The 24,079-nt window shown below is 45.6% G+C and carries 15 protein-coding genes; 3 read left to right on the top strand and 12 right to left on the bottom strand.

Annotated features, from left to right (window positions below; genetic code table 11):
- Positions 1 to 8: 8 nt before the first annotated feature.
- Genes GOL65_RS10860 through GOL65_RS10850 form a run of 3 tightly spaced genes read right to left on the bottom strand, consistent with a single transcriptional unit; the run spans position 9 to position 3,647 of the window.
- Entirely contained in the window at positions 9 to 932 is a 924-nt protein-coding gene (locus tag GOL65_RS10860) for a respiratory chain complex I subunit 1 family protein (RefSeq protein ID WP_140921335.1), read from the bottom strand.
- A gap of 55 nt (positions 933 to 987) precedes the next feature.
- On the bottom strand, positions 988 to 3,006 hold the full coding sequence (hyfB, locus tag GOL65_RS10855) for a hydrogenase 4 subunit B (protein ID WP_140921318.1): 2,019 nt from the start codon (positions 3,004 to 3,006) through the stop codon (positions 988 to 990).
- On the bottom strand, positions 3,006 to 3,647 hold the full coding sequence (locus tag GOL65_RS10850; RefSeq protein WP_140921317.1) for a 4Fe-4S dicluster domain-containing protein: 642 nt from the start codon (positions 3,645 to 3,647) through the stop codon (positions 3,006 to 3,008). The genes hyfB and GOL65_RS10850 overlap by 1 nt, the downstream gene beginning before the upstream one ends.
- Positions 3,648 to 4,068: 421 nt before the next feature.
- Here GOL65_RS10850 and GOL65_RS10845 point away from each other — a divergent pair, with 421 nt between their 5' ends.
- Both GOL65_RS10845 and GOL65_RS10840 read left to right on the top strand, forming a co-directional pair.
- Complete coding sequence (locus GOL65_RS10845; RefSeq protein WP_179038314.1) at positions 4,069 to 4,974, top strand: winged helix-turn-helix domain-containing protein; 906 nt, start codon at positions 4,069 to 4,071, stop codon at positions 4,972 to 4,974.
- Positions 4,975 to 5,679: 705 nt separating this feature from the next.
- A complete protein-coding gene (locus tag GOL65_RS10840; protein WP_140921315.1) occupies positions 5,680 to 8,448 on the top strand; it encodes an autotransporter outer membrane beta-barrel domain-containing protein in 2,769 nt (922 codons plus the stop codon).
- Positions 8,449 to 8,566: 118 nt separating this feature from the next.
- Here GOL65_RS10840 and GOL65_RS10835 read toward each other — a convergent pair whose 3' ends face one another.
- The 8 genes from GOL65_RS10835 to dpaL all read right to left on the bottom strand — a co-directional run bounded on the left by GOL65_RS10835 (position 8,567) and on the right by dpaL (position 20,413).
- Positions 8,567 to 8,806, bottom strand: a complete 240-nt coding sequence (locus GOL65_RS10835; protein ID WP_140921314.1) for an acyl carrier protein — start codon at positions 8,804 to 8,806, stop codon at positions 8,567 to 8,569.
- A gap of 1 nt (position 8,807) precedes the next feature.
- Positions 8,808 to 10,520, bottom strand: a complete 1,713-nt coding sequence (locus tag GOL65_RS10830; RefSeq protein ID WP_140921313.1) for an AMP-binding protein — start codon at positions 10,518 to 10,520, stop codon at positions 8,808 to 8,810.
- Positions 10,521 to 10,531: 11 nt separating this feature from the next.
- Positions 10,532 to 11,092, bottom strand: a complete 561-nt coding sequence (locus tag GOL65_RS10825; RefSeq protein WP_140921312.1) for a GNAT family N-acetyltransferase — start codon at positions 11,090 to 11,092, stop codon at positions 10,532 to 10,534.
- Between the two features lie 87 nt (positions 11,093 to 11,179).
- On the bottom strand, positions 11,180 to 14,020 hold the full coding sequence (locus GOL65_RS10820; RefSeq protein ID WP_179038313.1) for an autotransporter outer membrane beta-barrel domain-containing protein: 2,841 nt from the start codon (positions 14,018 to 14,020) through the stop codon (positions 11,180 to 11,182).
- A 900-nt stretch (positions 14,021 to 14,920) separates the two neighbouring features.
- A complete protein-coding gene (locus GOL65_RS10815) occupies positions 14,921 to 16,207 on the bottom strand; it encodes an MFS transporter (RefSeq protein WP_140921310.1) in 1,287 nt (428 codons plus the stop codon).
- Positions 16,208 to 16,284: 77 nt separating this feature from the next.
- A complete protein-coding gene (locus GOL65_RS10810) occupies positions 16,285 to 17,877 on the bottom strand; it encodes an N-acyl-D-amino-acid deacylase family protein (RefSeq protein ID WP_140921309.1) in 1,593 nt (530 codons plus the stop codon).
- 98 nt (positions 17,878 to 17,975) lie between these two features.
- Entirely contained in the window at positions 17,976 to 19,160 is a 1,185-nt protein-coding gene (locus GOL65_RS10805; RefSeq protein ID WP_130593097.1) for a YgeY family selenium metabolism-linked hydrolase, read from the bottom strand.
- 35 nt (positions 19,161 to 19,195) lie between these two features.
- Positions 19,196 to 20,413, bottom strand: a complete 1,218-nt coding sequence (gene dpaL, locus GOL65_RS10800) for a diaminopropionate ammonia-lyase (RefSeq protein ID WP_140921308.1) — start codon at positions 20,411 to 20,413, stop codon at positions 19,196 to 19,198.
- A 377-nt stretch (positions 20,414 to 20,790) separates the two neighbouring features.
- Between dpaL and GOL65_RS10795 the strand changes: the two genes are divergently transcribed.
- Positions 20,791 to 22,539 carry a sigma-54 interaction domain-containing protein gene (locus GOL65_RS10795; protein WP_140921307.1) on the top strand — a complete coding sequence of 583 codons (1,749 nt, stop codon included), beginning with the start codon at positions 20,791 to 20,793 and terminating at the stop codon, positions 22,537 to 22,539.
- A gap of 192 nt (positions 22,540 to 22,731) precedes the next feature.
- Here GOL65_RS10795 and GOL65_RS10790 read toward each other — a convergent pair whose 3' ends face one another.
- Positions 22,732 to 24,027, bottom strand: coding sequence for an MFS transporter (locus GOL65_RS10790; RefSeq protein WP_140921306.1), 1,296 nt, complete (start codon positions 24,025 to 24,027; stop codon positions 22,732 to 22,734).
- Positions 24,028 to 24,079 lie beyond the last annotated feature (52 nt).

The raw sequence follows: 24,079 nt of genomic DNA, 5'->3' as shown, positions 1-24,079 counted from the left end.
TTAGCTCCTTACAGACCAGTGAGATAAAACACAAATGCCAGTGCGGCAACGCCAAACCCGACCCACGTGGTACGTGATGTCAACAGGAATCGGCCCCGGGCCAGGCTGTTTTCAAACAGTGAAGCAATCACAAACACCACCAGCAGTTTGATAAGAAACAGCACGATAGCTATAGATAGTGAGCCAATCGTCAGGACTTCACTGTTACCAAAAGGCAGCAGCACTCCAACGAACAGCGAGGCGATGACCACCTGTTTTAGTGCCAGCCCAAGTTTTACCAGCGCCAGTGACGGGCCGGAATATTCTGTCAGAGGGCCTTCCTGCAATTCCTGCTCGGCTTCTGCCACGTCAAAAGGAATTTTTCCCATCTCAATAAATACCGCGAAGGCACAGGCCGCCATGGCCAGCAGGGTTGCAGTTGGTGATTGCAGTGGGTCGGTTGCCAGCGAGGTACTGATACTGCCTAAATTAGTCGAGCCTGCAATCAGCGCAATGACGATAAGCGACAGCACCAGAATAGGTTCTACCAGTACTCCCAATGTGACTTCCCGACTGGCACCGATACCGGCAAAAATACTGCCGGAGTCGAGTCCTGCCAGTGCGAAGAAAAAGCGATACAGGGCAAACAGATAGATAACGGTAATCAAATCGCCCCCTACGCCAAACGGGGAACCCAGTGTGACAATGGGTAGCGCCATAGCGACTACCAGCATCGAGCTGATCAGCACATAAGGCATAATGCGCGAAATGATGCCGGAAGCTTCCGGAGCAATATTTTGACGGCGCAGCAGTTTAAAGATATCCCGATATTCCTGTAGTACGCCGGGACCGCGGCGGGATTGCATTCTGGCCTTAATCACCCGGGAAATACCGGACATTAATGGCGACAGGGCCAGTAAGGCTACAGCCTGAATCAGGGCAAACAGAAACATACCGAAGGAGGACATGATTTCTGAGTCAGAGAGTGTGATTGGCATGTTTCGCTCCTTACATCACCGTAACCAGCATCAGGACCGTCAGCGCAATGACCACATACAGGCAATAAAGCCGGAAGTCACCGTGCTGCAACCATTGAATGCGTTTACCGGACCACAGCACCGCCCTGGCAATGGGGAGTACCACCTTTTCTTCCCACCAGGGCTCAGCCCGAGTGGCACCACGAATAGTGGATTGCATTGCCTGTGACAGAGCGGGAGAAGGGTCCAGCGTTTTGCGCAGGCGATACAATGGTGCAAACATAGTGCGTAATGGCTGAGTGAAACCACCGGCTGACACTGCCATCTGGCCATCATAGCCATATCCACAGGCCCAGGGGTTACCGCCATGACGATGACGCAGACGCTGACTTTTGAAGATGGAATAAATCAGCAGCGGCAGAGTCAGGAATCCAATCAGCAACAGGGCGATTAATGGGGTAGAGAGAACGGTTTGTGGTGAAGATCCCGGGAAGACCAGCGAGCCGCTGGCAACCGACATGGTTGCTTGTCCGGTTAGCTGGGCTGAAATATCAGCAATCACCGGGGATACCAGTGGAGCTCCAACACCCAGCGCAATACAGAGCAGTGCCAGCAGTACCATTGCCAGAATCATCGGTAGCGGAACTTCAGTGGCATTAGCCGCTTTTTCACTGCGAGCCGCACCGGCAAAGCTGATACCGTACACTTTCACAAAACACAGCGCAGCCAGCGCACCGGTAATGGCCAGCATGACGATGGCAACAGGGCCAGCGATACGCATGATAAATGAACCTTCATGGCTCATGGTGAACAAAGCCTGATAGGTAAACCATTCGCTGACAAAACCATTTAGCGGCGGCAGGGCTGATATCGCCATGGTGCCGATCAGGAAGGTTATTGCGGTGTAAGGCATTAATTTAGCCAGACCGCCCATCAGTTCCATATCTTTGGTGTGAACCCGATACATCACGGACCCTGCACCTAAAAACAGCAATCCTTTAAATACTGCATGGTTAAGCAGATGGTACAAGCCGCCAAGAATCCCCACCACCGCCAGCACCGGGTGCTGAGTGGCGATTCCAATCATGCCTACTCCCACGCCCATCAGGATAATGCCGATATTTTCTACCGTGTGGTAAGCCAACAGCTTTTTAATGTCGTGTTCAGCCAGGGCGTACATAACCCCCAGTACTGCAGAGACTGCACCAAAGGCTAATACCACCAGTCCCCACCAGGCGCTGGTGGCTCCGAGAATATCAATACCGACTTTAATAATGCCGAAGATACCAATCTTAACCATGACGCCGGACATCAGGGCGGATGCATGAGAAGGGGCTGCCGGGTGAGCGCGGGGTAGCCAGCCGTGTAATGGAATCATCCCGGCTTTAGCGCCAAAGCCAAAGAATGCCAGCAGGAAGACGACGGATGCCTCCGGGGCTGACAAACTTGCCTGACGGAAACTGTCGAAGTCCATGCTGCCGCTTTCTTTATACAGAATAAAGAAGGCAATCATGATCAGCACTGAACCGGCGTGGGCAATTAAAAAGTAAAGCAACCCGGCGCTGACGGCTTCATCATCCTGTTCGGTAATCACCAGAAAGTAAGATGCCAGCGACATCATCTCGAAGAACACCAGAAAATAGAAGGCGTTATCCATTACCACCAGCGCCACCATCGAGGCGATAAACAGGTTCATAAACAAACCCATATATCTGGCCCCTTTACCAATGTACTCCTCAACATAAGAGAGGGAGTACAACGCGGTGACGACCACCAATAGAGAAATGACCATCACCATAAAAGCGGCTAGCCCATCCAGACGCACAATAAAATGGGCAAATGAGAAGGGGCCATCAGTGGCAAACGTCATCACTTCAGCACCCATCAAAACAGGCGCTGAAGCTAACAAACCAAAAATACCGCCAACCATACTGGCGATACCAGATAGCCTGATAACCTGTCGTTCGCTACGGCTAACCAGCGGAGGCAAAATGGCTCCGACCACATAAATGACGATGGAGATAAGCAGTAATTGAAGAGGATTACCCATTATTCTTTCCCCGCTCGCTGTTGGTCTGAAGGGTTATCCCCGAAGGCATTGTCGGTATGAAAGACTTCCATGGCTTCAAGTCGCTTAGCGGCACTGGCTTGCTCAATGGCATTTTCATCGACTAAAAACAGGGTTTTGGTAGGGCAAACGCGAACACATTCGGGGCCGTGGGGCAGGAAAGTGCATAAATCACATTTCACCGCCACCTGACGTAAGCCAGGTGCCCAGCTGAGCATCGGGTGGAGTCCCTGATTGTAAGGGGCCGTTCGTGCTTCACGCGCATGAGCATCGGCCTGTGAAAAGCGCTCATAGTTGACGGGAGCTGATAATGGTTTACTTCCATCTGGCGTAATAGCCCCAAACGGGCAGGCGATAGCACAAAGCTTGCATCCAATACATAAGCTTTCATTAAGCATAATGGCGTTGTCTTGATGAGTAATTGCTTTAACCGGGCAAACCCGGGCACAGGGCGCATCCTCACAATGTCGACACAGAATAGGTGCTGTGCTGCTGGCATCGCGCATTACGGTTAATCGGGGATGTGACTGTAGACCCGCTGCCTTATGCACTTCACTACAGGCAGCCATACAGGTATTACATCCGATGCAATCTTTTGGCTCCGCAATAACAAAGCGGTTCATAGCCATCCCTCCGGTATTGAGATCGTCGTCTGACAGATGAAATAGTCATACTTTTAACGGATGAGATACCTTAAGCATATTCCATGCCATATAGAGGGACTCTTTAATTGCATGATACTAATGATGTTTTTGTTTTTTGTGACGAAAGGACTGTGTCGTTCGACATAAATGACGTAACAAAGGGGTAAATAGGTAGGATGATTAATATTAATAACGTAATTAAATTGTGATTAATAATTTATTACGTGTTTAATTACAGTGAAATGAATATTAAAAACGCATTTGTTTTGGTAAAAGTGTGTTTTATGAGATGATGTATATATCTTATGTGTTATTTTTAATATTTATTAATCAGTATTTTTTTGATTTTTAGCAATGCATTTGTTTTGTAATGGAAAATGGATAAAGGGATCTAACCATTGTGCATGGTATAAAATATCGATTTAACGATCTTGTTGTATTCGACCCGGACGAAGCTACACTGAGCCTGGGGGATCTTAATGACGATGACGTTATTGCTATCTCCAGCGTAACCTGTCGTCTGCTACAGTTGTTCGTAGAGAATCATGGTGAAGTAATCAGTCGGGATGTGCTATTTAAGCGCATCTGGGATGACTACGGCATGATTTCAGGAAATAACAATTTAAATCAAAACATTAGTAAGCTCAGGAAAATAGTCAAAACGTTAGGTATTGATGATGAGTTTATCTCAACGGTGCCTAAGACGGGATTTGTATTAAATAAAGAAATTAAGCTGGATGTGTTACGTGAGGCTGAGGGAGAAGAAGAACCAGCCACAGCCACTCTGGGGTTGGATGAAACTTTACCTGTTGGTGATGCTGATGAAAGTAGCGATGTTAGCGAGAGAAACACGTCCCTATCTGTAACTGAGCCAGTATCAAACTCGCCCAAAAAACTCATTTCCTCTAGTTTATTGTTAAATAAGAAAAAAATATATCTGCTGTTTTTTATCTCATTAATCACATTAGCTGCCGCCATGGTTTACCTGTTTAACTATCGTATGACACCAGTGGCGAATGAAGGTTATCTGGGGATGGTGAATGGTTGTAAAGTGTTTCTGGTGACAAATCAGGGCGAAAATATTATCAATAATAAACCAGTGAGTGAGGAAATGCTTAGATATGCGGCCAGTAAGCAACAAGTTTGCCGTGGGGATGAGTATTTATTGATTAGGGATGATGCTTTAGTACAAAGCTATATTCCTGGAGTTAAGCGCTTGTTTCTGCTGAAATGCGAGATTCTGAGAGAGCATCGGATTGAGATGTGTTCAGGATTAGGTAGTGAAAAAGCTATAATTTCTAATTAAATCAATTTTATAGAAAGTGACGAAGCTTTCAGTATGCTTCCATGCCACAAAATTGATTTGCATTGTATATTATTTCAAAATTCATTTCTTCTCTGTCAGTAAACGCAATTGAAGTGTAATTTCATATATCAATTTTTTTATTTTAAATTATTCAATAACAACCTTTTTGTTTGTTATCTATATCATTGTGGTTTCGATTATTTCATTGGGTTTTAATCCTGATGTTAAATGTTTTTATTAGTGCAATGTGATTATTATTTTGAATAAAAACATTATTTTTGGAATAAAAAACTAAATTCATACGATTTGGTCATGTAATGTATTGAAAGCGTTGTTTTTGCAGTAATATAAGCATTAATAGCTGCACTGTTTTTCATGGCGTTTTAAAACGGAATTTTAAATTAAATTTGATGCATTTCGAGTTTGATTTCGGAAGGAATATGAAAACCTTGAAAGATTCATCTCAAATTCCTTCCAAAGTGTTGTTTCAGTGGCATCCATAGAAATTAGTTCGAAAATTATGGCTTATGAGACACGCATTCAAATATTCCTTTTTAAGAGACTACAACAGCGTAGTTTCCATTTAATGACATAAATGATGATTGAGTAACTGAATTATTGTGAATTGCGAAAGGCTGGCATGAGCGGTAACTCTGGCATTCAGGACACTGGTATCTCTAAGTTTCTTAAGGAAAAGGTGGTGAAATGAAAAATTTTATCCGGACAGGAAAAAAAGAATTAAAGCTGTCAAAAACAGCGCTGTGCATAAGTTCTGCTTTGTTTTTAGCTGGTTTTTCTGGAGCATCTTCTGCTGCTAACTGTAGCCCTAATGGCGGTACTTTAGTCTGTACCGTTGTTGGTAATTCATCAGGTACCGTAGCATCGATTATGGGGGGGGATTATGCCACTCTGAATCAATATGCTGACGTTGAAATCAATGCGACGGGTTCTGCCGTTGCCGCTGGTGGTGTAGGCCCTCGTGGATTCGGTATTTACGTTGACAGTAGTGGAACACTGACGGCGGATAATATCCTGATCACGACAAACGGTAGCGGTGCTGACGGTATCCGCATTAATAAAGGGAATTACGATTTTACAATATTAGGTAAATTGACCATAAAATCCCAGGGTAGTTCTGGTGATGGTATTAACGTTGCCAACTCGAATAATGCCGGAGGGTATGTCCATATCGCTGGTGAGGGTGCCTACATTGAGAGTAAGGGTGGAATCGGCGTTCGGGCAAATATAACAGCGAATAGCAGAGGAAATAAAATCGTCATTGCCGATGGCGCAACGATTAAAACACTGGGTACTGGTTCAAACCTCAGCGCTGGTCAGGGGTATGCCGTATATGCAGGTAACCGGGATAGGGACACGGCGAACCTACCACTGGTAGGGACTGCCAAAGTGATTGTTGGTGACAATAGCGAGATTAGTACCGTTGGTAGAAATGCTCATGCTGTTTATGCGAATAAAACTGGGGTTATTGAGTTAGGCAGTACCAAGATAACCACTACTAATACTGGCGCGCATGGTATAGCGACTGAAAACGGGTCTACTATAAAATGTCCTGATAATTGGTGCATAACACTTGGTACAAATTATACCGACCAAAGAGATTATGATGGTGGTCAGGTCTATTTAACCGGTAATACTGAGATTACGGTGAGTGGTGCTGGTAGTTATGCCATGTATGCATCAGGTACCGATTCTTTTATTGGTTCGACCTATTCTGATAGAAGCAGTGCTCCGGGTATCTATACTGTAACTGGCGATTTGTTTGCTCAGAAAACGGGTGAAATCGATTTAACCATGATCGACGGCAGTAACTTCACTGGCGCAACCTACTCTAACGAATATGACACCAGCGGTGTAGCGAATACCACCACCAACGGTACGGTAAATCTGAATATTTCCGGAGCTAACAGCGTCTGGAATATGACCGCTGATTCTGTGGTGTCCAATCTGACTCTGGATGGTGCAACGCTGAAATATGTTGAACCTACAGATTTGACTGACCCAACCGCATTTGTGACTAAAAACCTGATTGTTGCCGGTAACTACACCAGTAACAACGGTATTTTGGTGCTGAATACCGTATTGGAAGACGAAACTTCTCCAACAGATAAACTGATTGTTAAAGGTGATACCGCAGGTCATACCGATGTTCAGATCGTTAACATCGGTGGTAATGGCGCTCTGACCCCGGACGGCATTGAGATTGTTACCGTTGATGGTATTTCTGCGGGTACATTTGGTAATAGCCGCCGTATTGTTGCTGGTGCGTTTGACTACTTTGTCCGTTCCGGTAGCACTATTGCTGGGGCAGAAGATAAAAACTGGTATCTGATTTCTGATTACACTCCACCGCCTGATCCGGAGCCAGAACCTGAGCCGGAACCAGAGCCAGAGCCGGAACCGGAACCAGGCCCGGATCCTGATCCAGGACCAGGACCGACACCAACTCCGGACCCGGACCCTGAAGAGGAAAAACCAGTCTCTCCGGTTTATCGTCCGGAAGCGGGTAGCTACCTGGCAAACATGGCTGCAGCAAACACTATGTTTATCACTCGGTTACACGATCGTTTAGGTGAAACACAATACACTGATGCTTTAACCGGTGAGAAAAAAGTCACCAGTATGTGGATGCGTCACGTTGGTGGGCATAACCGTTTCCACGATGGTAGTGGCCAGTTAAAAACTACCAGTAATCGTTATGTCATGCAGATTGGTGGTGACCTGGCTCAGTGGAGCACTGATGGTTTGGATCGTTGGCATGTAGGATTGATGGCAGGTTATGCTCGTAACAGCAGCCATACTACCTCTAACGTAATGAAATATTCTTCTAAAGGTGAAGTTGATGGCTACAGCGTAGGCCTGTATGGAACCTGGTATGCCAATCAGGCAGACAAGACAGGTACTTATATTGATACCTGGATGCTGTATAACTGGTTTGATAACGAAGTAAACGGTGAACAACTGAAGAAAGAGAGCTATAAATCCCGTGGTATTACCGCATCGATTGAGGGGGGATATAGCTTCAGACTGGGTGAAAGTGAGCGTGCCAGTTATTGGTTCCAGCCAAAAGCGCAGGTGATTTGGATGGGTGTTACTGCTGACAACCATACTGAAGATAACGGTACTCGAGTGAAGTTTGATACCGATACCAATGTGCAAACCCGCGTTGGTGCACGCTTCTATGCGAATGGCCATAGCGAGTTGGATGATGGCAAAAACCGTGAGTTTGAACCATTTATTGAGGCAAACTGGATTCATAACACCAGCAACTATGCCGTTGTGATGAACGACACTAAAAATAAACAGAAAGGCACCAGAGATATCGGCGAAGTGAAAGTAGGTATCGAAGGTAAACTGAATAATAATCTGACCAGTTGGGTTAACGTTGCTCAGCAATTCGGTAGTAACTCTTACACCGATACACAAGGAATGATTGGTATTAAATACAGCTTCTGATGATTAATGGTGTAATTTATTAATAATAACGGTCAGCGAAAGCTGGCCGTTTTTCTGTATACAGAAAAATAGCGCCAACTCTGGCGCTATTTTTGCTCAATGATTAGCTACAACCTGATTAACTGGTGTGATTTCTTTCCAAAATATCCGCCAGATCTTTCACCGAGGCTAATTCCAGCCACTCTGCAACGGGCACTTCTTTTTTCAAAAAACGCTCTACTTGCATCATGATGCCGGCGAAATCTACGCTGTCCAGCGTGGGTTTTAACTGCTCAATCAGGTTGTCATCCTGAATCTGCTCCACTGGAATCGACAGGCAGCCCGATAGTATTTCTTTACTCTTATGTAGATAGTTCATCTCAGATATGCCCCTCTGAATCGTAGATAATAGCCATATTGCCAGACAGATACGCCTCTTTGGCCTGTGCTCTGGCCAGTTTTCCTGAAGAGGTTAACGGTAACGTCCGGGTGGTAAACAATACTCTGGCCTGAACGCCCGCAATTTTACGCGTCAGGTTTTGGATCTCTGTAGCCAGTTGATGAAGCTGAGTATGGTCTGCCGCCAGTTCTTCACTGGCACTAAACAGAATTGCCATGCTCTCTTCTTGTTGCTCGTTGATACCAATAGCAGCCATATTGTTGACGCCAATCTGTGGCATGGCCTGTAACAGCGACCACTCTATATCCTGCGCCCAAATATTACGGCCGCGAATAATGATCACATCTTTTTCCCGACCGCTGATAAACAGCTGGTCTTGCCACAGATAACCAAGATCGCCAGTATAAATATAGCCTTGGTCATCTGACTCAATAGGTGCCTGATCGTCAATATAGCGAGTAATAATACTGGGGCCTTTTACCCAAATTTGACCAATTTCTCGTTCTGGCAGTTTGGTTTGGGTTGCGCCATCAATGATCTTAACCTCAAAGCCCGGTAGTGCTTTACCGCAAGAGACAATAGGTTTTTGAATCAGCTCGCTGGTTAATGTGTCGATGACCGGCGGTTGATCCACATCTGATGTGGTCACGGCCAGTGTCGTTTCTGTAAGTCCATAGCTTGGCAGGAAAGATTGATAGTTAAAGCCGCTGTTGGCAAAACAGCCAGAAAACATCTTCAGCATATCCGGGCTAATTAAATCGCCACCAATACCGGCTACCCGCAGTGAAGAGAGATCGAGAGATGGCTTATTTTCACTTTCGGCATATTTTTTCATGGCGAACTGATAGCCAAATACCGGAGCAAAAGTAATCGCCGTTTTGTACTTCGACATCAGTTCCAGCCAAATCAGCGGGTTTTGAACAAAATTCTCTGCACTCAGGCAATCGACAGTACGTTGCCCATATACCGAGGCCAAAAGGAAGCCAATCATTCCCATGTTGTGATGGAAGGGCAGCCAGTTAAATGAGCGGTCTTCCGGACGCAGCTTCATGCCATAGCGTAAAACTGCATAGATATTGGTATGTAAATCACGCTGACTTATTTGCACGCCTTTCGGGTGGGTTGTCGAACCGGAAGAGAACTGAATATAGGCAGGTTCATCCGCAGTAAAGGGAGAAAGTTCCGCTAGTTCCGGTTGGTGAAACTTCTGCGCCTGATGAACCATTTCGCTATACACCAGAGTCGGGATGGAAACTGATTTATTAATAGCATCGGCAATAGCTTGTGAACTGATAATGGCTTTAGCCTGAGAAGAAGCAATAATTCTGTCTAGCTTCTCCAGATAGGCTGGCATACCGCCGAGGTTGACAGTAAAAGCTATCGGGCAGGGAATTAACCCTAAATATTGGCAGGCAAAAAACAGCAGCAAAAAGTCAGGGGTAGTTTCCGCTATAAAAATCAGGCGGTCATGACGGGAGAACCCCTGTTGTTTAAGCTGTAGCGCTACCCGCATGGACTGGGCCTGCATTTGCTTATAATCCAGAACGCCCGTTAGCTCACCGGAGACATTAAAAAAGTTGAATCCGGCTTCGCCACCAGCTGCATAGGCCAGTGCTTCCGTGGTAGTAGTAAAATCACCGTGTCGGATTGGGATACTGTTAAGTGTTGGTGTAACAACTAATTCTGATGGCATAAGCGTGGCTACTATTTGTGTCGTAATGAAGAGAAGATCAGGATATCAACCCGCTCACCGTCAGGAGCAAGGCACTCCTCTTTAAGTACGGCTTCCAGATTAAAGCGTGGGTTTTTAACGAAGCAAAATAGCATGCGCTTATTTTTTGCCAGAATGCGTGCCGCCATTTTATGCAGGTCGCGATAAAGGTAGAAGTGATCCAATAAGGCATCAATGGTTGCCCAAAGTACGGGTTTGCCCGGATATCCGGGAGCCCCAACACCAGCGGTAATATGGCCCACTTTATGGTTAAGGTTGACATCAATAGTATAAAAGCCCACTAATAAGTCATTCTTCTTATCAAAGATACCAATAAAGTAATTACGATGATTATCAAACTGTTTAGTGTAATCAGCTAACTGCTGGTGGGTAAAGTTCAGCGGTGGGAGGTTAAGCCCTTCCATCATATCCTGACTGTTCATCCATTTAAGAAAGTCAGGTGTGACATCATTGGGCGTTAAACTACGTAACAAATATCCGTTGGTTTCAATATAAATCAGGATCCCTGCCAGATTGGGGTTGTTGGAAGCCATTTTTTCTCCCGTCTTGATTGCTGTTAATTATGTAGAATTCCCCAGTTGTATAAAGGTACAACTGGGGAGGTTTTCAGAATAACACTATCAGAAGCGCCAGTTTATATATACTTTTGCTCCATGATCTTCAGTGTTATTACCAACCTGGCCATTATACATAGCCCCGATATTGGTATCAGGTGTAACGCTGATTTCAGTCCCTGCTTCAAATATAGCTGCATCCCGACTGATCGACGAGCCAACCACGTTAAAGCTGTTTGCATCGCTAAAATTCAGCGTTGAGGTTGAGGTCACATCATTATAAGCATGACGCCAGCCAAGGTTGCTCCAGATTTTAGCAGTCTGACCGTTTTCCAGTGTGAATTGTTTGGTCAGACGGCTGCCGACTGTAGTAAAGAACATATCCATATTATCGCTGGCGCTGGTTAATTTAGCTTTACCGCCCCGTTCAGTGAATCCATCGGTATCGATATGGACATAAGCCGCACCTACGTAAGGTTCAACGGTCAGGCTCTCGGCAATATCAAACAGATAGCGGCCTTCAGTGAACACCTGAGTGGTTGAGGCATTGTAATCCGCTTCCAGATGGTCACGTAACTTCTGGAGCTTCACATAACGGTCGGTGGTGTAATCATGCCAGGTGTAACCTACACCGGTATGCAGATTAAAGTTCCCCCACTGACCTTTGGTATAAGCCCCCACATGATAATCATAACGATCGGCACCAGAGGAGCGGTCGGATACTTTAATATCCGCTTTCCCATAACCACCTACTAAACCCATCTTCCAGTTGTCATTCAGAGATTTATCAACCCCTAAAATAACACCGGCGATATTGCGTTTCATTTGGGCTGAACTATCTGAAGCGTCGAAAGTGCCCCATGAGGTATAAATATGACCCCAGGCTCCGGTACCAACAGCGGTATCTAACAGGCGATTATTAATGGCTTCACGCAGGAAACGGCTATCTTCCAGCAAGGCACTCTTGGCTGAGGCGTGGATTTCACCAGAAAGCTGGTTTAGCGCATCTTTGGCGGATTCTGCATCAGGTTGAGAAATAATCTCTTCCTTGATGTCATTATCCTGGTCTTCCTGTTCATCAACATTGCCGCCAACGTTACATTGGTTAGAGGTCATATCATCAGTACAGATATCCTGTTCGTTACGGGTGACAACCAGATAAGCGTTATCTGCATCATATTCATAGCCCAGATCGACGTAAGGTCGTGATTCCAGCGGACCAAATGCACCGGATACGCCACCGGTAGCGCTAAGAATACGCCAGCGGCTGTCCGGTACGTACAGAACCGGTTCACCACCCGCCATGGCGATAACTCCTGCACCATTGAGTGTCGCACTGCCGTTAACCTGAATCACGTCAGCGATGTAGGTATTAACCACATCACCTTCAGCATTGGTGCCAGAGGACTCAATATCGGTGGAGAGATTGGTTATATACGTGGAACCGGCTTCCATCACCAGATCGCCATCAATGGTAAGGACTTCTGGCGTGGTGGAACCAAACTGTCCCGGAGAAATGATACCGCCGTTACCCACGGTGGTATGACCAACATTGCCGATACCGGCTAATGTACCGCCATTGGAGACAAACATAGTGCCACCCAAGACACTATTGGCTACCAGCGTACCGCCCGTCACATAGGTTTTACCAGTGAAGATGCTACGATCGCTGTCAAAGGTGGTAACGCCGTTTACCTGCTTGATTGAGCCCTGACCTTCAGTACTGCTAACCAATTCAGTTTCAAAGATATAAAGACCGGAATTATCCGTATGGTTAAATACCATTGAGCCATCACCGGCACCAAAGATGATTTGATTCACTTCCAGTGAGCCAACCGCCTGAGCGGTTTCACCTTCAGCCGCACCGAAGTTTAGGTTACCTGTGCTACCGGCCTGCTGGCCTAAATAGAGATCGCCTGATACATCATTACTAAAAGTTAAATCATAGTAAGACATACCTTCATCTTCATCATAGGTGTTCACATAGGTAATCGCACCCAGTGAAACCTTACCGCCGTTGGCGATAGTGAGGTCACCGGTACCGCTTTCCCCCACGGATAAATGACCAACTTCTCCAGGTGCTCCGGAAAATGATGAATGCCCCGATACGTGCCAGACGCTGTTTTCACCTGAAACTAACACCGCGCCTTTACCGTCATCTACACCAATAAAGGCAGAGATATTCTCATCGTCTCCGCCAGGGGCAATAGTTATCAGACGGGCCCCATCTTCAACCCGAACAATACCGGTACTGTCATCGCCTTTACCAACATCCAGTCCGTGCGCAAAAACGGCTCGGCTTGGCGTTGTTTTACCATTATTAGTGGCAGAACCGGCAATATTCAGAGTACCAGAACCCTGATTCAGGCCAATCACTGCGGTTGATAGTGGGTTATCGCTATAACCCATACCGGTTGAAATCGTAGCTTTACCGCCGGACAGTACATTCATGGTGCCCTGACTGCCACTACCGCTTCCTAATGAGAAAGCGATAATATGACCGGCAGAGTTAAAGGTATCGGCTTCAACAGCACTGCCAATAATATTTAGCTCACCGGTGCCACCATCGGTTCCGATATGAAGTTTTTCGGTATAAATGATGGAGTTACCCATGTTTTGGTCAGAAGTATTTTTACCTGTGCCGGTTAACGACATGGTTCCGTTACTGTTTAATCCGGAACCAATATTGATAGTATCCATCTGATCAAAACGGCTGGATTCTGTGATAGCACCATGCTGGTACTCAAACAGACCTGTACCTCCATTACCACCGATAACCATATCTTTGAGGTAGTGTGAGTAACGATATCCTGCGCTATCAATGACTTTTAAATGGGCGTTATTATTGGCGCCATCGCCGATAAACAGCGTTCCATAGTTGTATAAGTAACTTGACCCATCAGACACCAATTCAACAGTTTGACCACTGGAATCAGAAATATGCCAGTTATCATCGGTACCTGTTTGCAGACCAGTGGATGACCAGTTTCCATTGTCAAAGAATTGATTATTTCCACTGGCATTGGTCCAGTAGATATCTTCAGCTTGAGCAGAGAAAATTGAGAATGAGGATAATATGCTGATTAATATTATATTTTTTTAAATTTGTTGGGGATTACTATTTTGGTTTTTTCCATAACCGCGACTCCATTGCTACGGTGAATATCTAAGCTAGTTCCTTCGCTTCGAAAATTATATCACTAACAAAATTAAAAGTGTTGGTTTTGGTTTGTAAGTTAATTAAATTGAAATTATTTCATTGGTTTTTATTATATTATTCAGATAATTATTGATATTATTTATTATAATTAATAGTGATTTTAATTTAATTGAATGAGTTTTTTTTTTGATTTATTTAAGTTATTGTCAATGTTTTTAATTATCAATGCAGGATGATAAAAGTAATTAAAATGTATATTAATTGTTTATTTTTATAGATATTAACCCTTTTGGTTTTAGGTGTTAATCAATGTGTAGTCCATTTTTCATAGCAAATATAATAGATATAGAATGAATGTCAGAGATTACCATTCATTGAATTGAAACAATCAGATTTAAATACTGAAATGTTGATAAGAGATAATGAAGTAGCGAGTAAAAGACAGGGCAAGTTTTCGATAGATGAGTTGTTCGTTTTGTATGCAAATAATATGGCTTTTTTCCTCTGAATTTTTAGTATAAGCCAATTTCTAGCAGCTAATTTATATAAATCCTAACTGCCATTATTTAAATAATTAGTAATATCAATTAATTGATAAAAGCGGTTTTAGTCTATTGCCTAAAACCGCTTTATTTTTAACTGTAGGGTTAAGCCTGATTTTCTACTGTCTTGTTAGAGTGAGCATTATTAACCGTTAAGGTAACCAATGCCGAAGCAATCAACGCAATAATCATAAAGATGAAAGCACTGTTATAACTACCGCCGCTGGTGTGAATCAGCCAGCCCATGATAGGCGCTGAGACAACACCGGCCATCTGACCACCGAAGTTAACAATACCTGATGCCCGCCCCATGATTTTGTTCGGGATAGTATCCATCAGGATGCCCCAGAACATTGCCATGGCGAAGAACATAAACAGCGCAGAGATACACTGATAAACCACCGCCATATCGGCGCTGGCAACGGTAAATGTCATATACAGGAAACCGGCTGCAATAATTGCCGTTAGCACATATAACATTTTACGCTGAGGTTTAAATTTATCAGAGAAGTAACCACCCAGCAGAGTACCACCAGCACCGAACAGGAATGGAATGGCTGCCATTACCCCAGTTTTAGCCAGAGAGAATTCACGTACAGTGATTAGGTAGCTGGGTAACCAGGTGGAGAAACCCCAGAAAGTAATATCAAACAGGAACCAGATTGCTGCCATTTGCCACAGCACCGGCATTTTTAACACTTCTTTAAACGGAACCGGAGCGCTGGTAATGTCTGCGGCGGTACCGTCAGCTTCCAGCTCAGCCAGATCTTCTTTAGTGATACTTGGGTGATCTTTTGGATTATCACGAGTGAAGAAGTAGATACCGGCAGCAATAAACAGGCCAGGAATACCCAGCACAATAAACACCATATGCCAGCCAAACGCCCCAATAATACTGGCAGCGACGACGACAGCTAAAGCAGGCCCTAAGGTATTAACCGTTGACTGAATTGCTGTTGCACGACCACGCTCTTTGGATGGGAAATAGGTTGAGATCATTTTCCACGATGCTGCCGGGAAGCAACCTTCACCAATACCAAACAGGAAGCGCACAGCTAACATCAGCGGCAGGGTGAAGACCATTCCGGTAATACTGGTGAAGACTGACCACCAGGCAATACCGATAGCCATGATTTTTCGGGCACCAAACTTATCTGCCAGAAAACCGCCAGGAATTTGGAAGGAAGCATAGCCGATAAAGAACGCACTGATAATCAGACCTTGTTGTGTGGTATCCAGCCCTAAATCACGACCAATAAAAGGCAAGGAAACGCTCATCACCATCCGGTCAAGGAAAGAGAGCAGCCAGGCCAGCCAAATCAGCGAAAGTATGGTATATCGTGCCTTCCAGGTTTTAGGCTTACCCGTTGGTAAAGTAGATTGTAAACTCATAGTGATATCCTTTGGGTAGAGCTGCCCATCGCCGCAGGTTTATCTGCACGATGGACAGGCATCTGATCATTGTTTTATTAATATTTTTTTCTGATGACACTACCGCTACAGGCATAACTTTCTATGCCGTTAATTAAGGCCAGTCGTCCGTTAACCATCACTACATCAATGCCTTCCGGGTACTGGTTTGGTTCAATAAAGGTACCTTTATCGATAACCGTTTCTGGATTAAGCACCACAATATCTGCGGCATAACCCTCTTTTAGCAGGCCACGGTCTTTCAGGCCCATTACCTCTGCGGGTTTACCTGTCATTTTGCGAATAGCCGCTTCCCAACTGAGGCACTTCTCTTCACGTACGTATTTGCCCAGAACGCGGGGAAATGCACCAAATACACGAGGATGCGGCTTACCTGCACCCATCAGGCCATCGGTACAGACGTTTTGCTCTGGTCGGCAGAGGAACTTGATGACGTGTTCTTCGGTGCCGTAGAAGTCGACCATGCCTACGGCATTTTCTTCTTCATACAGCAGATCGAAGGTAGCGTTGTAAGGATCTTTACCGCGTAATTCCCCCAGTTGAATCAGGTTGAGGCCTACGGCATCCTGATTTTTAGCGGTTTTAGCGCTGGTGACGAAAATCTGGTCCAGACCCGCGAAGTCGATAAAGTTATCCCAGCCCGGAATTCCCTGTTTAATATCAGCGATCATTTTTTCACGCAGTTCAGGTGATTCTAGGCGTTCCAGCAGTTTATCGGTACCGCCAGAATGAACCCATGGTGGCAGAATAACCCCAAGCATGGTGCTGCCTGCCACATAAGGATATTGGTCGAATGAAATACGAATACCTTCAGCCTGAGCCTGTTCCAACATACCCAGCATTTTATCGCTCAGGTCCCAGTTCTTTTTGCCACATACTTTCATATGGGAAATGTGCAGCCAGACACCGGATGCCTTGGCAATATCAATCAGCTCTTGGGTGGAGGTAATGATGTCATCTGCTTCACTACGCTGGTGAACCACAAAGATACCGTCATATTTTGCCGTTACTTTACACAGCTCAATCATTTCGGCGGTATCACCGAAGGCGCAAGGCATATAGATCAATCCGGTGGACAGACCAAAGGCACCCGCTTTCAGCTCGCGTTCCAGCACTTCGCACATCTTTGCCACATCTTCACGGGTGGAAGGCTTACCATCCAGCCCCATGGCCTCCATACGGATATTGCCGTGTGGAACCAGATAGGCCAGATTCGTCGCGGGCTGATGAGCTTCCAGCAGATTCAGATAGCCTTCGGTATCTTTGTATTTCCAGTCGATTTTGTCGGTATCACCATCCAGCCCGGCGATGTTTTTTCTCCAGGCAGCGATATATTGCTCAGGCAGGGGCGCTAATGCCACGCCATCCTGACCCAATAACTCGGTAGTGATCCCCTGGCGAATCTTGGCTGACAGAGCCGGATTAATAATGGCGGACAGGTCAGAGTGGGTATGAGTATCAATAAAACCCGGACAAACAATTTTTCCAGTGGCATCAATCACCTGATCGTTGATACCGATATTTGCCTTACCGATTGACACTATTCGTCCTTCGTTTACCACTACATCAGCAATGAATCCGTCATTGCCGGTACCGTCTATCACTTTTCCGTTCTTGAATATGGTCTTCATCTCAATTCTCCGGAATGATGTGTTGTAGGGAGAGGCATCATTCTTATTTTTTGTTTTTGATGTTCTATTTTTCTTTGTTATAGGGTTATTCGCTGTGATTACTTGCCATACAGGCTTTGAATGATGCCGTAATAGCCTGAAGCCGATCCGGTTAACTGACTTATTTCAATGAATTCATCAATGGTGTGAGCCAGATTCTCACGAGATGGACCAAAACCAACGGTACGGATACCTGCTTCTCCGGCGTAGTGGCTGCCGTTGGTGCAGAACGAGTACTGAGTGATGGTTGGTTCGATACCCATTGAACGCACGCCAGACAGTACCGACTGTACAAAAGGATCGGACTCTTCAAATACCCAGCCAGGGAAGAAGCGCTCGCCCTCAATGGTAGAGCCGGTATAGCAGGACTCTTTACCAAAGGCGTAAGAGACTTTGCCTTTGAATTGTGGGTCGCTGGCCTGTAGTTCTTGCAGGGCAGATTCCAGTGGAGCAATAACGCTCTCTTTGGTTTCACCTACCAGTAAACGACGGTCATAGGTAGCACGGCAGTAATCAGGAACCACAGATGCACCCGGGTAAGGCGAAGATTTGATATCGGTTAACTCAAGAATGCCCAGCCCTAACACCGGATGGGTTGGCGGCGTCACGGTACGGATTTTGTCAATCAACTGAGACATCTTATACACCGCATTAATACCGGCCTGTGGGTTAGCGGAGTGTGCAGGTTTACCGAAGGTTTCTACCACTATTTCAGCCCGACCGCGTTGACCAATTTTCAGGTTCAGCTCTGATGCTTCGCCAATGATTACGTAGTCTGGCTTATAGCGCTCGGTGACCAGGCGGGCAGCCACACCTTCAAAGCACTCTTCGTGCACAATGCAGGCGACATAGATTCGACCGGCAAAATCACGCTGATGATCCTGACCGTAGAAACCAACAGCGGAGATCATGGCAGCAACAGCACCTTTCATATCGGTGGTGCCACGGCCATAAATTTTGCCATCTTCAATTTCGCCGCCGTAAGGGTTACGGCTCCATTTCTCTTCATCAACCGGGACGGTATCGATATGACCATCAAGAACCAGTGTCTTGCCCGGTTTATTGCCGATAATTCCACCGATAATGTTGCCGTACTTATCCACGTGAATATCGTCAAACTGGTAGCTCTTCATTATTTTTTCGATAGCTTTAACGACATTCCCTTCCTGGCCTGAATAGCTTTTTTCATGAATAAGGGTCTGACAGTTTTTCACCACTTCATCAAAACGACTTGCTGATAACATTGTTTTTTCTCCGTTATTACTCTGAAAATGGGTGATTAATATTTTTTAAAGCTGGGAATCTCGCCGTCCCAGACAATGTCGAGGTAACGCTGCGGGTCGGTGTCGCCCTCAGTGCTGATAACTAAAATTCGGGAGTCCTGATTCAGGCCCAACTGCTGGCGGGTTTCCGCCATTGCCGGGGATTGCATCAGAATGGATAGCAATCCGGTGGTTACCGCGCCAGATTCGCCAGAAACAATACGCGGGTCACCTGCCAGTGGGTTGCCTAAAATACGCATGCCATGGGTAGCGACAAAATCAGGACAGGAAGCAAAGCCATTGGCGTAATCCCGCAATAGATCCCAACCAATGCTGTTAGCTTCGCCACAGGCCAGTCCAGCCATTACGGTTTGCAGGTCACCACCAACGGCGATAGCATCGCCTTTTTTGGACAGGGCGGAACGGTACAGACAGTCGGCAATCAGCGCTTCAGCCACAATCACTTTTGGTCTGTTTTCACCGTAAGCTGCGGTTAACATGCCTTGTGCCATTCCGGCAAAGGAGCCAACACCGGCCTGCACAAAAACGTGAGTAGGAGGAACCTGATGCAGTTGTTCAAGAGACTCCAGCATCAGTGAGCCGTAACCCTGCATAATCCACAGAGGGATCTTTTCATAACCTTCCCAGGCGGTATCCTGAACTACGATCCAGCCATGTTTTTCTGCCTGCTCTGCGGTCATTCGTACCGCATCGTCGTAGTTCATATCGACGATTTCTGCGGTAGCACCTTCGTTGCGAATTGCTGTCAGGCGCTCTGGAGAAGAGCCTTTCGGCATATACACCACAGATTTTTGTTTTAACTGACGGGCCATCCAGGCTACGCCACGACCATGGTTTCCATCGGTAGTGGTGGCGAAGGTCACTTCTTTTAGTATTTTTCTGACTTCATCACTGGTCATCACATCAAAAGGCAGTTCGCTGATATCTTTATTCAGTTTTTCCGCAATATGGCGGGCCATGGCATAAGCGCCACCCAGTACCTTAAATGCTTTTAACCCAAAGCGTTGTGACTCATCTTTGAGACAAATGCTTTTTACCCCTAATTTCTCAGACAGAGCTGGCAGATTATATAGAGGGGTTGGGGCATATCCGGGGATAGAGCGGTGAAAGTTCAGTGCCTTTAGCAGCTCTTCATAGCTAAACGGTTTCAGAGGCGCTGTCGGTCGTTCTGTGAATTCCGTATGGTTTATAAAAAACTGTAATTTATCCTGCATGGAAAAACCTCATGGTCTGTTTTTAATTTTCTACAACGCATTGATTGCAGAAATGGTGTTATCGATGAATAGGTAAGAGCAAGAGGCGTGCCATATTGGTTTTTTGTTGAAGAGATATAAGAAGAAGCGGCTATTTGCTGTTGATTCTTAATGAATTAATAACAATCAAATAGATGACTAAGCTCTGATTTGGTAAGTTGAGACTTATCAATAAGATGATAATTTATCAATTATGATAAATTGTGTGATCTGTATGGATAAATAATAATTTTTATTTAAATACAATGGGATAATTTTATTGCTTTTCTTTTTTTGAATTGAACACTGAAAATTTATCAAGTTTTGATAAATCGATGTTTCAATAAGGATATCTGCCAATGATCTCGGTGTTGAGAAATATTCAGGATGATATTTGTAGTTATGCTGATGCCATTTCCGGTATTACCGGGACGGACGTTGAAATTATTGATGACTCTCTGATTCGCATTGCCGGAACGGGAAAATACCGGCATATGCTTAACCAGAACGTAGCAAAAAATGGCTATATTTATCGCCATGTCTTGCAGGTGCAGGAAACTGTACTGATTAAAAACCCGGGTGAAAACGTCCTGTGTCAGAACTGTGAAAAGCACCTTTATTGCTCGGAAATGTTGGATCTGAACGCACCGATTTTTCTTAACGATAAAGTGATTGGCGTGATAGGCATCATCTGTTCAACTCAGGAGCAGCGCCAAACTCTGCTGAACCAAATTGATAAATTTATTACTTTTATCGAACAAATTGCGGTAATGATCTCCAGTAAAGTTTTTGAATGTCTGGAACGCCTTAGGGCACAGGAGACATTGGGCGCGTTTCGCAGTTTGATTGATGCGATGGATCGTGGCGTAGTCGCCATTGATGGTCAAAACCGTATCTGGCACGCCAATCTCTCCGCCGCCCGACTATTTAACCGGGAGGTGATTGGGCTGCCGCTGACTATCGAGACCACCGGCGATATTATCTATGGTGATGAAGAAGCCTGGTTAACGCTGGAGGATCAAAAGCGCCACGTATTGTGTAAGCAGATTTCCCTCTCTTCACTGGAAAACGATAGTCTGACGATGGTGATATTTCACGATGCCCGGGACTATATGAGCAAAATCACTACTTCAGCCTATGAATCAGACAGCCGGGCCCGGCTAATTGGTCATTCTCAGCCAATGGAGCAATTGAGAAATACCATCGCCAAAATTGCTAACAGCTATGCCAGCGTGTTGATTACTGGTGAAAGTGGTTCTGGTAAAGAGGTGGTAGCGTTTTCCATTCATCAAAATAGCCCGCGTAAAACGGCCCCTTTTGTCACCATTAACTGCGCGGCAATACCTGAACAACTATTGGAAAGCGAGCTGTTTGGCTACGTTCGAGGAGCATTTAGCGGCGCGGACCCAAAAGGGCGGGTTGGTAAATTTGAGCTGGCGAATGGCGGTAGCCTGTTTTTGGATGAAATTGGTGATATGCCACTGCATTTACAGGCCAAGTTGTTGAGGGTGTTGCAGGAGAGGGCTATTACCCGTGTGGGCTCTAATAATGTGATTAATATTGACGTACGAATCATTGCTGCCACCAATAAAAACATTTATGACATGGTAGAGAACGGACAGTTTCGTGAGGATCTATTTTATCGTCTGAACGTTGTGCCGCTGGTATTACCTTCGTTACGGGAGCGCAGGGAAGATATTGCCGAACTGGCACAATACTTTGCTGATGAATTCTCTGAAAATTACGCTCGTCAGCGCCAGAAGATTCCGGCAGACATTGTTAACCTGCTCTACTCCTATCGTTGGCCGGGGAATATCCGGGAACTGCGTAATGTTATTGAATATATCTATGTGATGCAGGGGGATGCGACGGGAATTAATGCCAGTCATTTGCCTCCTCATCTGTTGAATGTAATGAAAGAAGAAAAAAGCAGTATGAAGGGGATTCAGCGGTTGGATAAACAGGGCAAACAGGTTGAGCGTGAAGTTATCGAAAATGCTTTACGACAATATGGCGCCAGCGTAGAAGGTAAAAAGCAGGCTGCCGCCGCACTGGGCGTAGGGATTGCCACGCTGTATCGTAAAATTAAGCAATATGACCTGATCTGATGAAAACGTCAGCATCCAATTCTCTATATATTATCCGGTGCGAAGCCGATCTTGAGATATTAAAAGAGCGGTGTTGTTAAGCTGAGCAGGGGAGATATAGTCGTGACAGGATTGGAAAAATGCCGCGGTGAAAGGAGTCTGGGTTTCACCGCGGCCTGGCGCAGGTAGAGCGCCAATATCTTGTATCGCCGCTTAGAGGCTAATGCGTTTTAGCGGGCCGACGATAAACAGATAGGATACCAGGCCGATCAGGCCCATTGAGCCTACATACAGAATGGCGTAATCAAACGAGTTTGTTTTGGCCAGAATCACGCCGATAACCAGCGGTGTTATGATGCTGGCCATGTTGCCGCACATGTTAAACACGCCACCGGCGATGCCTAAAATTTCTTTTGGTGAAGTGTCGCTCAGAACACACCATCCCAGATTACCAAAGCCTTTGGAGAAAAATGCCAGGCTCATGGCTGCAATAACGACTGCTTCGGAGCCGGTATAATTGGCCACGACGATAGTGCAAGACAGCAACATACCGCAGATGATAGGCAGTTTGCGCGCAACAGTCAGGCTGTACCCTTTGCGCAGCAGATAGTCGGAGAACATACCGCCGATGAGCCCACCGATAAATCCTGCGATAGCGGGAATTGAAGCGACAAAGCCCACTTTAAGAATAGACATTCCCTTCGCCTGATAGAGGTAGGTCGGAAACCAGGTCAGGAAGAACCAGGTAATCGATGTTACGCAGAATTGGCCAATATAGACGCCTATCATCATACGGTTAACACATACGCTCTTGATTTGCGCCAGACTGACTTTATTCTCGCTTTTTTTGACACCCAACTCCGGCTCGCCGCCACCTTCGCGAATGTAGTCTATCTCCTGCTGGTTAATTTTTTTATGGTGATGTGGATCGCGAATAAATATCAACCAGATGATGCCTAAAATAATGCCGATAGCACCGATATAGTAGAAAACATAGTGCCAGCTCATATTGTGCAGAATAATGGTCATCAGCGGTGTCACTATGCCCAAAGAGATGTACTGGGCAGCCTGATAAACGGAAGTAACGAAGCCACGCTCTTTGTTTGGAAACCACTGAACGCTCAGGCGACTGTTAGCGGGGAAGGCTGGAGCTTCAATCGCCCCCATTAGCAGCCGAAGAATTATCAGTGCGACTATCGGGCTGGCGAACAGATAGATCGTCCCCTGAAACATAGTGACTATTGACCAACCAATCAGCGCGCAGCCATAAACCAGGCGAGAGCCGTATTTGTCCAATAACCATCCGCCAGGGATTTGCATAATGACGTAGGAAATACCGAAAGATGAGAAAGCCCAACCCATAATCTCAGGATCAAATGCCAGCTCTTTACTCATAATCGGTGCGACGACGGACAGCGTTGCCCGATCTGCGTAGTTAAAGACGGTAGCCAAAAAAAGAAAAATAAGGATCGTATAGCGAACATTTGTTCGCTTGATTAAGTTATTCATAAACAACTCCCATTCTATAGGGTACGTCTGTCTATAGGTGTTCCAGGTGAAG

The sequence above is a fragment of the Limnobaculum xujianqingii genome (assembly GCF_013394855.1).
In the GTDB taxonomy this organism is placed as follows: Bacteria; Pseudomonadota; Gammaproteobacteria; order Enterobacterales; family Enterobacteriaceae; genus Limnobaculum; species Limnobaculum xujianqingii.
The sequence above is the reverse complement of the archived record's forward strand: the minus strand, read 5'-3'. Positions and strand labels throughout refer to the sequence as shown.